The 13,996-nt window shown below is 67.2% G+C and carries 14 protein-coding genes; 5 read left to right on the top strand and 9 right to left on the bottom strand.

Going from position 1 to position 13,996, the window contains the following annotated elements; translation table 11 throughout:
• Positions 1-7: 7 nt before the first annotated feature.
• The 4 genes from BKA10_RS12160 (at position 8) to trxA (ending at position 5,286) form a co-directional block, all read left to right on the top strand.
• Positions 8-2,170, top strand: coding sequence for a DUF6049 family protein (locus BKA10_RS12160; RefSeq protein WP_183500128.1), 2,163 nt, complete (start codon positions 8-10; stop codon positions 2,168-2,170).
• On the top strand, positions 2,163-3,761 hold the full coding sequence (gene murJ / locus BKA10_RS12155; protein WP_183500127.1) for a murein biosynthesis integral membrane protein MurJ: 1,599 nt from the start codon (positions 2,163-2,165) through the stop codon (positions 3,759-3,761). Before BKA10_RS12160 ends, murJ begins: the two co-directional genes overlap by 8 nt.
• A gap of 109 nt (positions 3,762-3,870) precedes the next feature.
• A complete protein-coding gene (trxB, locus tag BKA10_RS12150) occupies positions 3,871-4,857 on the top strand; it encodes a thioredoxin-disulfide reductase (RefSeq protein WP_183501186.1) in 987 nt (328 codons plus the stop codon).
• Between the two features lie 105 nt (positions 4,858-4,962).
• Positions 4,963-5,286: a thioredoxin gene (gene trxA / locus BKA10_RS12145; protein WP_183500126.1), complete on the top strand. Its 324-nt coding sequence runs from the start codon at positions 4,963-4,965 to the stop codon at positions 5,284-5,286.
• A gap of 7 nt (positions 5,287-5,293) precedes the next feature.
• Here trxA and BKA10_RS12140 read toward each other — a convergent pair whose 3' ends face one another.
• The 9 genes from BKA10_RS12140 to rpmH form a co-directional block, all read right to left on the bottom strand.
• A complete protein-coding gene (locus BKA10_RS12140) occupies positions 5,294-5,635 on the bottom strand; it encodes a tryptophan synthase subunit alpha (protein WP_183500125.1) in 342 nt (113 codons plus the stop codon).
• 19 nt (positions 5,636-5,654) lie between these two features.
• Positions 5,655-6,635 carry a ParB/RepB/Spo0J family partition protein gene (locus BKA10_RS12135; RefSeq protein ID WP_183500124.1) on the bottom strand — a complete coding sequence of 327 codons (981 nt, stop codon included), beginning with the start codon at positions 6,633-6,635 and terminating at the stop codon, positions 5,655-5,657.
• Positions 6,635-7,525 carry a ParA family protein gene (locus BKA10_RS12130; RefSeq protein ID WP_183500123.1) on the bottom strand — a complete coding sequence of 297 codons (891 nt, stop codon included), beginning with the start codon at positions 7,523-7,525 and terminating at the stop codon, positions 6,635-6,637. Before BKA10_RS12130 ends, BKA10_RS12135 begins: the two co-directional genes overlap by 1 nt.
• Positions 7,526-8,864: 1,339 nt before the next feature.
• Positions 8,865-9,488 carry a 16S rRNA (guanine(527)-N(7))-methyltransferase RsmG gene (gene rsmG, locus BKA10_RS12125; protein WP_183500122.1) on the bottom strand — a complete coding sequence of 208 codons (624 nt, stop codon included), beginning with the start codon at positions 9,486-9,488 and terminating at the stop codon, positions 8,865-8,867.
• A 19-nt stretch (positions 9,489-9,507) separates the two neighbouring features.
• On the bottom strand, positions 9,508-10,014 hold the full coding sequence (locus BKA10_RS12120; protein WP_183500121.1) for a Jag family protein: 507 nt from the start codon (positions 10,012-10,014) through the stop codon (positions 9,508-9,510).
• A gap of 44 nt (positions 10,015-10,058) precedes the next feature.
• Entirely contained in the window at positions 10,059-11,234 is a 1,176-nt protein-coding gene (gene yidC / locus BKA10_RS12115) for a membrane protein insertase YidC (RefSeq protein ID WP_372491453.1), read from the bottom strand.
• A 6-nt stretch (positions 11,235-11,240) separates the two neighbouring features.
• Positions 11,241-11,597: a membrane protein insertion efficiency factor YidD gene (yidD, locus tag BKA10_RS12110; RefSeq protein WP_183500120.1), complete on the bottom strand. Its 357-nt coding sequence runs from the start codon at positions 11,595-11,597 to the stop codon at positions 11,241-11,243.
• Positions 11,594-11,932 (bottom strand): ribonuclease P protein component, encoded by a 339-nt coding sequence (rnpA, locus tag BKA10_RS12105; protein WP_183500119.1) that lies wholly within the window; start codon positions 11,930-11,932, stop codon positions 11,594-11,596. Before rnpA ends, yidD begins: the two co-directional genes overlap by 4 nt.
• Positions 11,933-11,941: 9 nt before the next feature.
• Positions 11,942-12,079: a 50S ribosomal protein L34 gene (gene rpmH, locus BKA10_RS12100; protein ID WP_026302947.1), complete on the bottom strand. Its 138-nt coding sequence runs from the start codon at positions 12,077-12,079 to the stop codon at positions 11,942-11,944.
• A 307-nt stretch (positions 12,080-12,386) separates the two neighbouring features.
• Between rpmH and dnaA the strand changes: the two genes are divergently transcribed.
• Positions 12,387-13,802, top strand: a complete 1,416-nt coding sequence (gene dnaA, locus BKA10_RS12095; protein ID WP_183500118.1) for a chromosomal replication initiator protein DnaA — start codon at positions 12,387-12,389, stop codon at positions 13,800-13,802.
• The last annotated feature ends 194 nt before the right edge of the window (positions 13,803-13,996 follow it).

The following is a 13,996-nucleotide window of genomic DNA, read 5'->3' as shown; positions in this document are numbered from 1 at the left end:
TCCCGCCATGACCATGAACCCGCCTGTCACAGGCCTGCGTGCCCCGCGCATCAGCGGCGGCGGCGTGCGCCGACCTCTGGCGACGGCCGTCGGGGCACTCCTCGTGCTGCTCGCACTGGTCGTCGCGCCCCTCACGCCGGCCACGGCTGCCACCGCCACCGCCGATGAGACGTTCTCCTTCACGATGGCGCCCCGTGGCGACGGCATCGTGAATCCGGGCCAGAGCCTGTTCGTCACCCTCGCCGCCACCAACCGCACATCGTCGTCCGTGCGCGGTGGCGAGGTCGTCCTGTCGCTCGGGCGCACGCCGCTGACCGATCGGGCGGCCATCACCGCCTGGCTGGGCGACGAGCACTCCGACGCGTCGCTCGACGCGCTGACCGACGTCACGATCGAGGTCATCCCGCCGCTCGGCGAGCGCACGCTCGATCTCGTGGTCGACGCCGAGGACTTCGGCAGTGAGGACCTGCTGCCCGGGGTGTATCCGCTGCTGGCGACATACACCGCCGACACGCGCACCGTGACCGCCCCCGCCGTCATCACCGTGCCGGGGGCAGCGACCGACCCCGTGGGCTCTCTCGCGATCGTGATGCCGATCACGGCGCCCCCGACCGGCGAAGGGCTGCTCACCGCCGAGGAGCTCGCCTCCTACACCGGCGAGGGCGGCACGCTGCGCGACCAGGTGGATGCGGTGCGCGGCACGCGGGCGATCCTGGCGATCGACCCGGCGATCCCGGCGGCGATCCGCGCGCTCGGCACGACGGCGCCCGAGTCGGCCGTGCTGTGGCTCGAAGACCTGCTGACGCTGCCCAACGAGCGCTTCGCCCTGCAGTTCGGCGACGCCGATCTCGCGAGTCAGGTCCTGGCCGGGCTGTCGCGGCCCCTCACCGTGCCCACTCTGGCTCCGTATCTGGATGCCGCGGACTTCACCGGCCTGACCGAGCCCACCACCACGCCGTCGCCCACCCCGACACCCGAGCTCGGTGCGCCGATGCTGCCCGACACCGAAGCGCTGCTGGACATCGGTCCGGCCGTCGGCACCCTCTTCTGGCCGGCGACCGGCACGGCGGGCCCTGACGTGGTGGAGACGCTGGGGGCCGTCGTCTCGGACGAGTCGCCGTACGTGCTGGTGCCCTCGTCCACGGCATCCACGGCCTCGGAGCCGCACGCGACCTCCGGCGAGGCCGACCTGCTCGTCTACGACGCCGAGGTCTCGGCGGCGCTGCAGCGCGCGTCGACCTCGACCGGCGAGGTCGCCCGCGACGGCGCCCTGGCCGCCGCGACCGCCTACGCCGAGCTGGCGCCGGCAGGCAGCGCGATGCTGGTCACGATCGACCGCGGCACCGGGCGCACGGTCAGCGCGCTGCGCGACGCGCTCTCGGCGGCCACGGGCCTTCCCGGCCGCGAAGCCATCGGATTCGACGAGCTCGTCGCACAGCCCGCCGTCACCACCACGATCGCCGATGCCGAGCCCGAGACCGCACGCGGCGCGGCGCTCGAGTCGTTCCAGCGCGGCGAGTCCGAGCTGGCGGCGTTCGCGACGATCCTCGACGACCCGACGCTGATCACCGGTCCCGAGCGCGCCTCGATCCTGCAGCTGCTGGGCAACGGCTGGCGCGATGCGCCCGAAGCCTGGGTCTCGGCGGTCGCCGACCATACGGCCGCGACGGCGACCACCCTCAACGCGGTGGGCATCGAGCCCAAGAGCGATCAGACGCTGCTGGGTTCGAGCACCCCGATGCAGTTCACGATCCGCAACGATCTGCCCTGGCCGGTGTCGCTGGTGCTGCTGGCCCACCCGAACGACCCGCGGCTCGTGGTGCAGAGCACCACCCCCGTCGACGCCGGTGCCCAGCAGAACACGCGTGTCGAAGTTCCCGTCGAAGCCCGCGTCGGCAGCGGCGAATCCTCGATCGACCTGCGGCTGCGCAGCCCGACGATGGTCGCGATCGGCGACGAGGTGCGCGTCGAGGTGTCGGTGCGCGCCGAGTGGGAGGGCATCGGCTTCGTCGTGATGGCCGTGCTGGTCGTCGGCATGCTCGCGCTCGGCGCGATCCGCACCGTGACACGCATGCGCTCGCGTCGTGCCGGTGCCGGTGATCTGGATGCCGGTGATGCCGGTGCGGGCGATGTGGATGCCGGTGGCGATCGCGAGCGGGACGATGTCTAGCGTCGGCCGCGCCAGCGCGCTCGTCGGAGCCGGCACGCTCGTCTCACGCGCCACCGGCCTGGTGCGCAACGTCGTGCTCGCCGCCGCCCTTCCCGTGGTCGGAGGCGGCGCGGCCAACGCATTCGCCGTGGCCAACCAGCTGCCCAACAACATCTACGCGATCATCTCGTCGGGCCTGCTCGCGGGCGTCATCGTGCCGCAGATCATCAAGGCGGCCCGGCACGAGGACCGCGGCAGCGCCTTCGTCTCGAAGCTGCTCACCCTGGGCGTCATCGCCCTGGCCGCGACCACGGTGCTCGCCGTCATCCTGGCGCCGGTGCTCGTCCAGATCTACGGGTCGCGCATGGGACCCGAAACCATCGCGCTCACTCTCGCGTTCGCGTACTGGTGCCTGCCGCAGCTGTTCTTCTACGGCCTCTATGCCCTGCTCGGCGAGATCCTCAACGCCCGGCGCATCTTCGGCCCGTTCGCCTGGTCGCCCATCATCAACAACATCGTCTCGATCATCGGGTTCAGCGCCTTCATCATCGTGTTCGGGGCGCACTCCGGTGTGATCGGGTGGACGCCGGAGATGATCGCGCTCATCGCCGGCACCGCAACACTCGGCATCATCGCCCAGGCCCTCGTCCTCCTGCTGTTCTGGCGCCGCGCGGGCCTGCACGTGCGTCCCGACTTCCATTGGCGCGGCATCGGACTGCGTCACATCGGGCGCCTCGCCGGCTGGACCTTCCTGATGGTCGTCGTCGGCCAGATCGCGGGCGCGATCCAGGTCAACCTGGTCGGCGAGGCCTCCGATGCGGGCGCCGGAGTGGCGGCCATGCAGTTCGCCTGGCTCGTCTTCATGCTCCCGTTCTCGGTCATCGTGCTGTCGATCGGAACCCCGTACTTCACCCAGCTGAGCGAGCACGCCGCGGCGGGGCGGACGGAGTCGGTCCGTGCCGACCTCGACACGTCCACGCGCATCATCGGCGTCTTCATCGTCGGCGCCCTCGCGGCGATCGTGGCCGCGATCGTGCCGATCTCACGAGTCTTCACCGACTCGGCGACCAACGCGGTCTCGTTCGCGCTGGTCCTGGGCGCCTACCTGGTGGCCCTGGTGCCGCTGTCGGTGCAGTTCGTGCTGCAGCGCACCTTCTACGCGTATCACGACACGCGCACTCCGTTCCTGTTCACCCTCGTGCAGGCGATCCTCGTCTCGGTGACCGCTGTCATCGCCTCCCTGACCCTGCCGGTGACGCTGCTGGCCTTCGGCATCGCGCTGGGGCAGTCCATCGCCAACATCGTCCAGCTGGGCCTTGCCGTATGGCTGCTGCGTCGCAAGATCGGTCCCCTCGGCCTGACCCGCGCGGCCGGGGCATACGTCCGGTTCCTCGTGGCGGCGGTGCCGGCAACGGCGGCCGGATGGCTCACATTCCTGCTCCTGGGGGGCGTCGACGGGTGGGCCGCCTCCGACCGGGGTCCCGCGCTCGTGGCGATGATCGTGATCGGTGCGGTGTCACTGCTCGTCTACCTCGGCGCGCTGGCCCTCGTCCGGGCACCCGAGCTGCAGGCGGCCACCCGCGCGGTGCGGCGCTTCCTGCCGGGGCGCTGACACTCCGGCATCCACCCAGCGAAAGAAGACGGGCACGGGAATGCCGCGCGATTACGATGGGTTGCACGCGGTGGGGCCGGAGCGCCCCATGTCAGAGGAAGGCAATGTCGTGCGTCAGGTCATCATCATCGGGTCGGGTCCCGCGGGATACACCGCAGCCATCTACGCGGCACGCGCGAACCTCGAGCCTCTCGTGATCGCCAGCTCGGTCGAAGCCGGCGGCGAACTGATGAACACCACCGACGTCGAGAACTTCCCGGGCTTCCCCGAAGGCATCATGGGTCCCGACCTCATGACGAAGATGCAGGAGCAGGCCGAGCGGTTCGGGGCACACGTCGTCTACGACGACGTCGTGGAGCTCGACCTGGACGGCGACGTCAAGACGGTCACGCTCGGCAGCGGCACCGTGCACGAGGCCGCAACGGTCGTCTTCGCCACCGGATCGGCCCCCCGCAAGATCGGCATCGAGGGCGAGGCCCGGCTCTCGGGTCACGGCGTCTCGTACTGCGCGACGTGCGACGGTTTCTTCTTCCGCGACCGCGCGATCGCGGTCGTCGGCGGTGGCGACTCGGCGATGGAAGAGGCCACGTTCCTCACCAAGTTCGCCTCGAAGGTCTACGTCATCCACCGTCGCGATGAGTTGCGTGCCTCGAAGATCATGCAGGAGCGCGCGATCGCGAACGAGAAGATCGAGTTCGTCTGGAACAGCGAAGTGATCGACATCCTCGGCGACGGCGCGGTGACCGCGATCGTCCTGCGCAACACCGTCGACGGCACCACCAGCGAACTGCCGCTCGAGGGCGTGTTCGTCGCGATCGGAAACGACCCGCGCACCCACCTCGTCCACGAGAAGCTCGACCTGACAGAGCACGGCACGGTCTGGGTCGACGGCCGCACCTCGCGCACCTCGGTGCCGGGTGTGTTCGCTGCCGGCGACGTCATCGACCCCACCTACCGTCAGGCCGTCACCGCGGCCGGCAGCGGCACGGTCGCGGCCCTCGATGTCGAGCACTACCTCGCTGCGCGTGCCGATGCCGGTGCGCCCGACGTGAAGGGCGCCGAGATCGACGGCCTTCCCGACGCCGACGCCGCGTGACCGGAACATTCCGTCGCACTCGTGCGTTGTCGACGGTGACGCCTTGCGCGTGACACGACTTCACACGCCAACAAGGACTTCACACGCCAACAAGGGAGAGACACTATGACCGCCAAGGCCACGAGCGAGAGCACCTGGCAGCAGGACGTCATCGACGCTGAGGGCCCGGTCCTCGTGGACTTCTGGGCAGCCTGGTGCGGCCCGTGCCGCATGGTCGGCCCGATTCTCGACGAGATCGCCACCGAGCACCCCGAGAAGATCACGGTGCTCAAGCTCAACGTCGACGAGAACCCGAACCTCGCGATGCAGTACCAGATCACCTCGATCCCCGCGATGAAGGTGTTCAGCAAGGGCGAGGTCGAGAAGACGATCATCGGCGCGAAGCCGAAGTTCGCACTCGAGCAGGATCTCGCCACCTACATCGGCTGATCCCGCGTCAGCTGGCCTCCGCCGGGGATGACGAATCCCAGATTCTGTGCGGAGGCCGGCCGAGCAGACGCCAGACCGTCTCGACGAGAGGCGGATGGTCGAGGGCGATCTGCCGGAGCATCTCGTAGTTCTGCGCAGCCGACGGGTGCGTGATGCCCGCAAGGTCGAGCCGCTCGTGCCGGATGGTCATGACGACGAGTTCGTCGACCGAAGGCAGCACTTCCATGAAGTCCCACGGGTCTTCACCGTGGCGCAGACGCGCTTCGATCAGCACCGACAATTCGTCGTCAGCCTCGGCGCGCAACACCTCAAGGCTGACGCTGCGCGGCTGGTGGGGCTGATCGAACACCTCACCAGCCTACGTCCGATCAGAACGCGCCGTACTCGGTCTCGCCGAGTTCGGCCAGAATCCGGTTCAGATCCTGAATGGTAGCGAAATCAACGATGATCTGGCCTTTTCTTGCGGTCAGAGTCACTTTCACCTTGGTGTTGAGACGGTCGCCCAGCCGCTCGGCGACCTCATCGAGGTGCGCGCGACGACCGCCGGCCTTCGGTGCAGCGCTGCGCTGACCGCCCGCGTCAGGCTTCTTCGCCGCGGCCTCTGCGGCACGCACTGACAGGTCTTCGTTGACGATCTTGTCGGCGAGGCGCTGCATGGCGTCCTCGTTCTCGAGTGACAAGATCGCGCGGGCGTGGCCGGCGGTGAGCACGCCGGCGGCCACCCTCTGCTGCACCGGCATCGGCAGGCGCAGCAACCTGATCGTGTTGCTGATCTGAGGACGCGAGCGGCCGATGCGCCCGGCGAGCTCTTCCTGGGTGATGCCGAAGTCTTCGAGCAGCTGCTGGTAGGCCGACGCCTCTTCGAGGGGGTTCAGCTCAGACCGGTGGAGGTTCTCGAGGAGGGCGTCGCGCAGGAGGTGCTCGTCGGCGGTGTCGCGGACGATCGCCGGAATCGCCGTGAGGCCCGCCTCCCGGGCTGCGCGGGTGCGGCGCTCACCCATGATGAGCTCGTACTTGCCGTCGTCGTTCGTACGGACCACGACCGGCTGGAGGACACCGAACTCGCGAACGCTGTGGACCAGTTCCGCCAGGTCGTCGTGGTCGAAGTGCAGGCGCGGCTGGCGGGGGTTGGGAACGATGTCATGGGGGTCGACGTCGATCAGCCTCGTACCGGGGATCGCGACGAGTTCAGCTTCTTCCTGCGCCGGCTGCTCCTCTTCACGGACCGCGGTGGCGATCGATGCGCCCGGGAAGAACACATCGACCGGTCGCTGCGCACCCGTGCCGGCATCCGTCGTCGGGATGAGTGCGCCGATTCCGCGCCCCAGACCGGTTCTCTTCGCAGCCATCAGGATGTCCCCTCGTTCGTCGGTTCGTTCGGTCCCCGTCGTGCGATCTCCACGGCAGCTTCGCGGTAGGCGATGGCGCCGGCGGACTGGCCGTCGTAGGCGATGACCGTCTGCCCGAAGCTGGGCGCCTCGGACACGCGCACTGATCGTGGGATCACGGTGTCGAGCACCTCGTTGCCGAAATGAGTCCGCACCTCCTCCGCGACCTGCTGTGCGAGCCGGGTGCGGCCGTCATACATCGTCAGGACGATGGTGGACAGGTGGAATGAGGGGTTCAAGTGCTTCTGGATCATGCGCACGCTGCCCAGGAGCTGACTGAGACCCTCGAGCGCGTAATACTCGCACTGGATCGGAATCATGAGCTCCTGCGCGGCGGTGAACGCGTTGATGGTGAGCAGGCCCAGCGATGGTGGGCAGTCGATGAGCACGAAGTCCAGTCGCTCTTCGGTGGAGTCGAGGTAGTCCTCGAGCGCAGTCTTCAAGCGGTGCTCACGCGCGACCTGTGAGACCAGCTCGATCTCAGCGCCGGCCAGGTGGATGGTGCTCGGCGCGCAGAGCAGGTTGGGCGACTCGGGACTGGTCTGGATGATGTCCGCCAGCGGGAACTCGTCGATGAGAACGTCGTAGACGCTGGGCACCTCGGCCGAGTGTGGCACCCCGAGGGCGGTCGAGGCGTTTCCCTGCGGGTCGAGATCGATGACGAGGACGCGGGCACCCAACGACGCGAGTGCGGACGCGACATTCACCGTGGTCGTCGTCTTGCCGACGCCACCCTTCTGGTTCGAGATCGTGATGACGCGCGTGCGACCGCGGAACTCGAGATCGACACTGTCGAGAACCTTGCGGCGCGAGGCCAGATCGGCGATCTCGCGGGCGATCGGGCTATCCATGAAGGAGGGTGCGGGAGAGGTCGCATTCTCCGATTCCTGCACCTGATACTCCTGTTCCGCGGGGCCCACTCCACTGTAGTCGAGCTTCGGATCCCGATCGGCCGTGTTGTCTGCGGAATCGGTGGCGTCGGGTGCGTCCTCCATCGATCGGTGGTCCCCGGCTTCACTCTCTGATCCGACTTCGGGAGCGACGTCGTCTGGGCCGCGCGGCCGCTCGCGCTGTCGTCGCGGGGATACCCACCGTTTCACGTGAAACATCAGTTGCCATCCGGAAGATGTAGGGGGTTCATCGTGGCCATCACTCCACACTGAACGCTTCCGTGAACATTCCCGACGCTCCCACGCGGTTCACGCCAGAACCAGGCTCTTGCCGCTGCGCGGCGAACGCTGGCTGCCACGAAGGGGGCTCGCCTTTCACTGTCACCGCATGGCCCGTCGTTTCACGTGAAACGGTGGGCACCTTCGCCATGGACGCAATGCCGCGGGGACTGCCCGCCCTGAGTCTCGACGCCCTGATTCCCGACGCCCTGAGCCTGCGCGCAGTCGTGCGCGCGCAGTCCACCTGATCCGCGAAGCGGGATGTTTCACGTGAAACGCACGGCACGACCACGTCGCGGTGAGCGCCGCCGGGATCATGGCCGTGCAGGACACCAGTGATCTCGGCACCGGGTCCGAAGCCACCGACGAGCGTCGACCCTGCGATGCCCCGGCATCCGAGCCCGACCGGGCGCCATGATGTCTGCGTATGCCATCTGATCGCAGAGACGGGGGGGTGTTGACGTCGAAGGTCGAGGCGACCACATCTGCGTCGAGTCCATCCTTTGATGGTGGAGCAGTATCTGTCCCGCGAGGGGTGCATCATCGAGGTCTGTGGATCGACGGGGACAATGCCGGACTGTGGAGGAGGCGATGAACGACGGCGTGCCGCCGGCACAGCGTGCTGCACCAGCCGCGTTTCACGTGAAACATTGCCTCAGTGGGTTCGCAACGGCAGTGCGCGACCCACGCCACAACCCACGCCTTGTGGGGGCGGGCGAGAGCGGCAGTCACCGCGCGACACAGACTCACCGCGACGACATAGCCACGACCCGCCGAGTGTCTCGTCGTCGGTCATTCCACGGAGCCGGACGTTTCACGTGAAACATCGCGTGGGCCCACGGGCCGGGCCACTCTGGCGCCAAGCCACCAGGGGCACCGTTCCTCGTGCCACCGCGACACGGGGACGCGGCACATCACGGTGCGGTCCGGGCGGAAGAGTGTCAACACCGGAGTGCCGCAACCCAGAGTTGGATGACCTCGAGAGTGGACTCGTGCCTCGTGAGATCTGCGTGGCGGAGACTCAGCGCACAGTAGCGCGGATCACGCGTGTGGGCTCTGCCACCACGTCCACGCCTACCGGCTCCACACGCACATTCGAGAGCCTGAACTTGCGGATCTGCTTCTCGGCGGCCGCAATCTCGTTCTGTGCGTTCGCACCCTTGAGCAAGATGAGTTCGCCACCGTCGCAAACGAGCGGTGCCGTGAGGGGGATGAGGGTGCGCAGTGCACTGACCGCACGGGCTGTGACAGCGTCGAGCACCGCGCCGTCACTCCAGTCCTCGGCGCGAGCACGCACGAGTTCGACGTTGTCGAGGCCGAGCTGCTCGCTCTGCTCCCGCAGCCACACCACGCGGCGTTCCATGGGCTCGATCAGCACCCAATGGACATCGGGCCGGGCGATGGCCAGCACGATGCCGGGAAGGCCGGCGCCAGAGCCCACATCCCCGACACGACCGCCGGCCGGGAACAGGGGAGCGGCCACCGCACTGTTGAGAATGTGTCTGCTCCACAGGCGGGGCAGTTCGAGCGGGCCGATGAGACCGCGCGCCTCACCGTGCTCCGCCAGTGCCGAGGCGAACTGCCGGGCCTGGTCGATGTGGTCGCCGAACAGCGCTGCGGCTTCGGGGGGTTCGTGCTCGATCATGGATGTTTCACGTGAAACGTCAGCCGCGGCTGATGACGGTGTGACGGTCTGCGCCCTCGCCGTAGGACTCCGAGACGAAGCCGCGGTCCGACACGATGTCGTGCACCAGCTTGCGCTCGTAGCTCGACATCGAGGGGAGCGATGCCTGCGACGACCCGTCGTCCAGGCGCGCGATCGCCCGGTCGACCAGCTGCTCGAGCTGCTGGCGGCGCGTGGCCCGAGAACCGCCGATATCGAGGATCAGGCGCGAGAAGCGGCCGGTGCGCGCCTGCACGGCGATGCGGGTCAGCTCCTGAAGCGCCTGCACTGTGTCGGGGTCCGAGAGCAGCGCCAGCGACTCCTCGTCGTCGTTCTCCACCGACACGTACGCGCGGTCGCCGCGCACATCCAGGGTCAGGTCGCCGTCGATGTCGGCGATGTCCAGCAGCCCCTCGATGTAGTCGGCGGCCACATCACCCTCCTGCTCAAGCTGAGCAACGGTTGCCGTGGGGCGGGGTTCGTGCGTCGAATCGGCGTTGTCGGTCATGGTGATCCTGTCTGGGCGTGATCGATCGTGGAGGGCAGTGTGCCTCAGCCGGCGGGCTGCTCCGGCGGGTTCTTCTTCGGCTGCTCGGGCGGGTTCTTCTGCTGCTGTTCCGGCGGGTTCTTCTTCTGCTGAGCCTGCTTCTTCGCGCGCTGCTTGCTGATGGGCTGCTGGCGCTTCGGGGCCTGCTCCTTCGCGCGCTGCGCCTCTTCATACAGGCGCTGCTGCTCGGCCTGGTACTTCTCGAGCGGAACGATCTTGCCGTGCGCGTCCAGCGCCTTGCCCTTGCGGGCCAGGCGCTCCTCGCGCGCCTTGGCGGCATCCGAGCCGGGCGTGGGCAGGTTCCGGATCACCACGAACTGCTGCACCATCGTCCAGATGTTGGAGGTGAACCAGTACAGCACCACACCGAGGGGGAAGAAGACACCCGAGAAGATGAACGCCAGCGGAAGGACGTACAGCATGACCTTCTGCATCTGGTACGCCTGGCCGGTCTTGGCCTCGGGCGACAGGTTCTTCGAGATGATCTGCAGCTGCGTGAAGAACTGCGACGCGATCATGAGGATGACGAGGATCACCAGAATCACGACGGTCGTCGTCTGACCCAGCTGGATCGCCTCGGTCATGTTCGTGTGCAGGGGGGCGACGCCGAAGAGCTTTGCGTTGTAGAACTCCCACGTCAGGTCTGCGTTGAGCAGGCCGACGCCCCCGACACCCCACTCGGCGTGCTTCTTGACGTCGCTGAGCGTATAGAACATGCCCAGCAGGATCGGCATCTGCACGATCAGCGGCAGACAGCTCGACACCGGTGTGGTGCCGTGCTTCTTGTACAGCGCCATCGTCTCGCGACTCATGGCCTCGCGCGAGAGCTGATCCTTCTTGCCGCGGTACTTTTCCTGAACTTTCCGCAGTTCAGGAGCGATTTCCATCATCTTGCGCTGACTCTTGATCTGCCGCACGAACAGCGGAATCAGTGCCGCGCGGACCACGATGACCAGGCCGATGATCGACAGGACCCAGGTCAGACCGGCATCCGGCTCAAGCCCGATCGACGTGAACAGCCAGTGCCAGAAGACCAGCAGTGCCTCGACCAGCCACTTGAACGGCCACATGATCGTGCTGAAGATGTCCAGCGAGTCGCCGGGAGGCGGAGTGGTCGGCGTCGGCACCACGGGGGTGGGGGTCGAAGCCAGGCGACCCAGAGTCGTGGCGAAGAGATCCAGCAAGGATCAGTCCTTTCTGAGGGGCACGACGAATCCGCGTCGAGTCAACTCGTGACGGAAGTGTCGATGGGCAGGAACGTCGTCGATGCCGCCGGCTGCCCAGGGGTGGCAGCGTGCGAGCCGGGCGGCCGTCAGGACAGAGCCCTTCAGCACACCGTGCTGTTGGACGGCCCCCACAGCGTACGCGGAGCAGCTGGGGTAGTACTTGCACACCTCGCCGTAGAGGGGTGAGATCACCGTGCGGTACGCGTGCAGGACGCCGATCACCGCATTGCGTGGCAACAGCACGACGGACGGCACAACAGTGGATGCCGCGAGGTGCGCTTCGCCGGTCGACGCGGCCGGGAGTGTGGCCGAACTCACGCGGCCGCTCTCCGGTCCAGGCACCGCAGAACCTCGCGACGGAGATCCTGGAACTCGGCCGATGCGGCCCCGGGCAGCGCGCGGATGACCACGTCAGCGCCGTCGCGCACAGAGGGAAGCGACTCGGCGCAGATCGCCTTGAGGCGGCGACGCACCATATTGCGTGTCACGGCTCCACCGACCTGCTTGCTCACGATGAAACCGAACCGCGCAGCACGCAGTTCGGCGCCGGTGACGACATAGGTCACCGTATGTGCACCGGCACACCGGGCACCCCCGCGGACGACGGCCTTGTACTCCGCCCCGCGGGTGATGCGATTCCCGCGCGCCAGCACCGTGTGGGATCAGGCCGAGAGCTCGGTGCGCCCCTTGGCGCGGCGAGCCGACAGGATTGCACGGCCGGCACGCGTGTGCATGCGGGCACGGAAGCCGTGCTTCTTGGCGCGGCGGCGGTTGTTGGGCTGGAAAGTGCGCTTGCTCATGAGAGATCACTCCGGATCGGCGGTCACCCGAACGCTCAAGACCGGGGACACTGGGTACAAGGGACTGCCCGAAGGCATAAGTCAACCGACTAAGAATACGTCGAGTCTGCGAAGATCCCAAACCAGGTCGGCCAAACATGCCATTATCCACCGACCCGTGCCGACCCTGGCAGCGACACGCGGCCGGGTCCTACAGTGGATTTCACTCCCGCGTCGGCGGTGACTACCGTGGCTCGGACAAGTTATCCACAGGTGTGAAATAGGATCGATTCTCACCTGCACACCTACGAACGACCCCGGGGGGGCCATGTCACCGCACGAACTTCCGGACGTTCCCGTCTGGACCGCCGTGCTCGATGTGCTCGCCGACGACGACCGCGTCACTCCTCAGCTGCAGGGCTTCCTGAACCTCGCCGTCGCCCAGGGGGTCATGAGCGGCACCCTGTACCTCGACGTTCCGAACGAGCTGACGGCCGCGCAGATGAACAAGCGGCTCCGGACGCCCATCATGGAAGCGCTCGCCCACGTTCACGCCGAACCGGCGGCATCCACTTTTCGCGTCGTCGTCAACCCGGAACTGGCCGATGCGCACCTGACCATGCCTGTGCCGATCCAGTCGGTCTCCGCACCGGCGCCCGCGCCCCGGCCGACGGAGGAGTACGTCGAGCCGGTGTCCACGGCATCCCGCAGCGACACACGGCTCAACCCGAAGTACACCTTCGACAACTTCGTCATCGGCCAGTCCAACCGCTTCGCACATGCCGCAGCGGTCGCCGTGGCCGAAGCACCGGCGAAGGCGTATAACCCGCTGTTCATCTACGGCGACTCGGGGCTGGGCAAGACGCACCTGCTGCACGCGATCGGCGACTACGCCCTGAGCCTGTACACCGGCATCCGCGTCCGCTACGTCTCCAGCGAAGAGTTCACGAACGACTTCATCAACTCGATCGCCAACAACCGCGGTTCGGCATTCCAGGCGCGTTATCGCGATGTCGACATCCTGCTGATCGACGACATCCAGTTCCTGCAGGGGCGCGCCGAGACGCAAGAGGCGTTCTTCCACACGTTCAACACGCTGCACGACCACGACAAGCAGGTCGTGATCACCAGCGATGTGCCCCCACGGCATCTGACCGGCTTCGAAGACCGCATGCGCAGCCGGTTCGAGTGGGGTCTGATCACCGATGTGCAGGCGCCCGACCTCGAGACCCGCATCGCGATCCTGCGCAAGAAGGCCCAGTCCGAGCGGCTTCTGGTTCCCGATGAGGTGCTGGAGTACATCGCCACGAAGGTGTCGTCGAACATCCGCGAGCTCGAGGGCGCACTCATCCGCGTGTCGGCGTTTGCGAGCCTGAACCGTTCGACGCTCGACATCTCGCTGGCCCAGACCGTGCTGCGCGACATCGTCGACACCGACGACGCGAACATCATCTCGCCGACCGACATCATCACGGCGACGGCGCAGTACTTCCGTCTCTCGGTCGACGACCTCTACGGGTCGAGCCGCTCACAGGCCGTCGCCACCGCCCGGCAGATCGCGATGTATCTGTGCCGCGAGCGCACGAATCTCTCCCTGCCCAAGATCGGCCAGCTGTTCGGCAACCGCGATCACACCACGGTCATGTATGCGTACAAGAAGATCAGCGAACTCATGAAAGAGCGCCGCTCGATCTACAACCAGGTCTCCGAGATCACCACGCAGCTGGGCCGCGTCGGCCGCTGACCCGCCTCCGGCGACCGGTATATTCCCCGATCCGCTCTTGACACACGTCGAGCGGATCCTCATCATTCGGTTCTGCACAGTGTGGACAGCCTGTGGATAACTTTGCGTCGGAGTCGAATTCCTGTGAGCGGATGCCGGTGTTCTGTGGACGACGGTGAGGAAGGGTACTTCCGCGTGGAGACGCGGAAGTACAG

It is taken from the genome of Microbacterium invictum (genome assembly GCF_014197265.1).
Classification (GTDB): domain Bacteria; phylum Actinomycetota; class Actinomycetes; order Actinomycetales; family Microbacteriaceae; genus Microbacterium; species Microbacterium invictum.
Note: the sequence above shows the minus strand (reverse complement) of the source record. Positions and strands in the feature narration are given on the sequence as shown.

What these genes read in the sequence shown, in the direction of transcription:
- BKA10_RS12120 (WP_183500121.1), bottom strand. Translation starts at nt 10,014, where the DNA reads ATGACCGACAACGCCGATTCGACGCACGAACCCCGCCCCACGGCAACC.
- rpmH (WP_026302947.1), bottom strand. Translation starts at nt 12,079, where the DNA reads ATGAGCAAGCGCACTTTCCAGCCCAACAACCGCCGCCGCGCCAAGAAG.
- BKA10_RS12130 (WP_183500123.1), bottom strand. Translation starts at nt 7,525, where the DNA reads ATGGATAGCCCGATCGCCCGCGAGATCGCCGATCTGGCCTCGCGCCGC.
- BKA10_RS12135 (WP_183500124.1), bottom strand. Translation starts at nt 6,635, where the DNA reads ATGGCTGCGAAGAGAACCGGTCTGGGGCGCGGAATCGGCGCACTCATC.
- BKA10_RS12160 (WP_183500128.1), top strand. Translation starts at nt 8, where the DNA reads ATGACCATGAACCCGCCTGTCACAGGCCTGCGTGCCCCGCGCATCAGC.
- rsmG (WP_183500122.1), bottom strand. Translation starts at nt 9,488, where the DNA reads ATGATCGAGCACGAACCCCCCGAAGCCGCAGCGCTGTTCGGCGACCAC.
- murJ (WP_183500127.1), top strand. Translation starts at nt 2,163, where the DNA reads ATGTCTAGCGTCGGCCGCGCCAGCGCGCTCGTCGGAGCCGGCACGCTC.
- dnaA (WP_183500118.1), top strand. Translation starts at nt 12,387, where the DNA reads ATGTCACCGCACGAACTTCCGGACGTTCCCGTCTGGACCGCCGTGCTC.
- trxA (WP_183500126.1), top strand. Translation starts at nt 4,963, where the DNA reads ATGACCGCCAAGGCCACGAGCGAGAGCACCTGGCAGCAGGACGTCATC.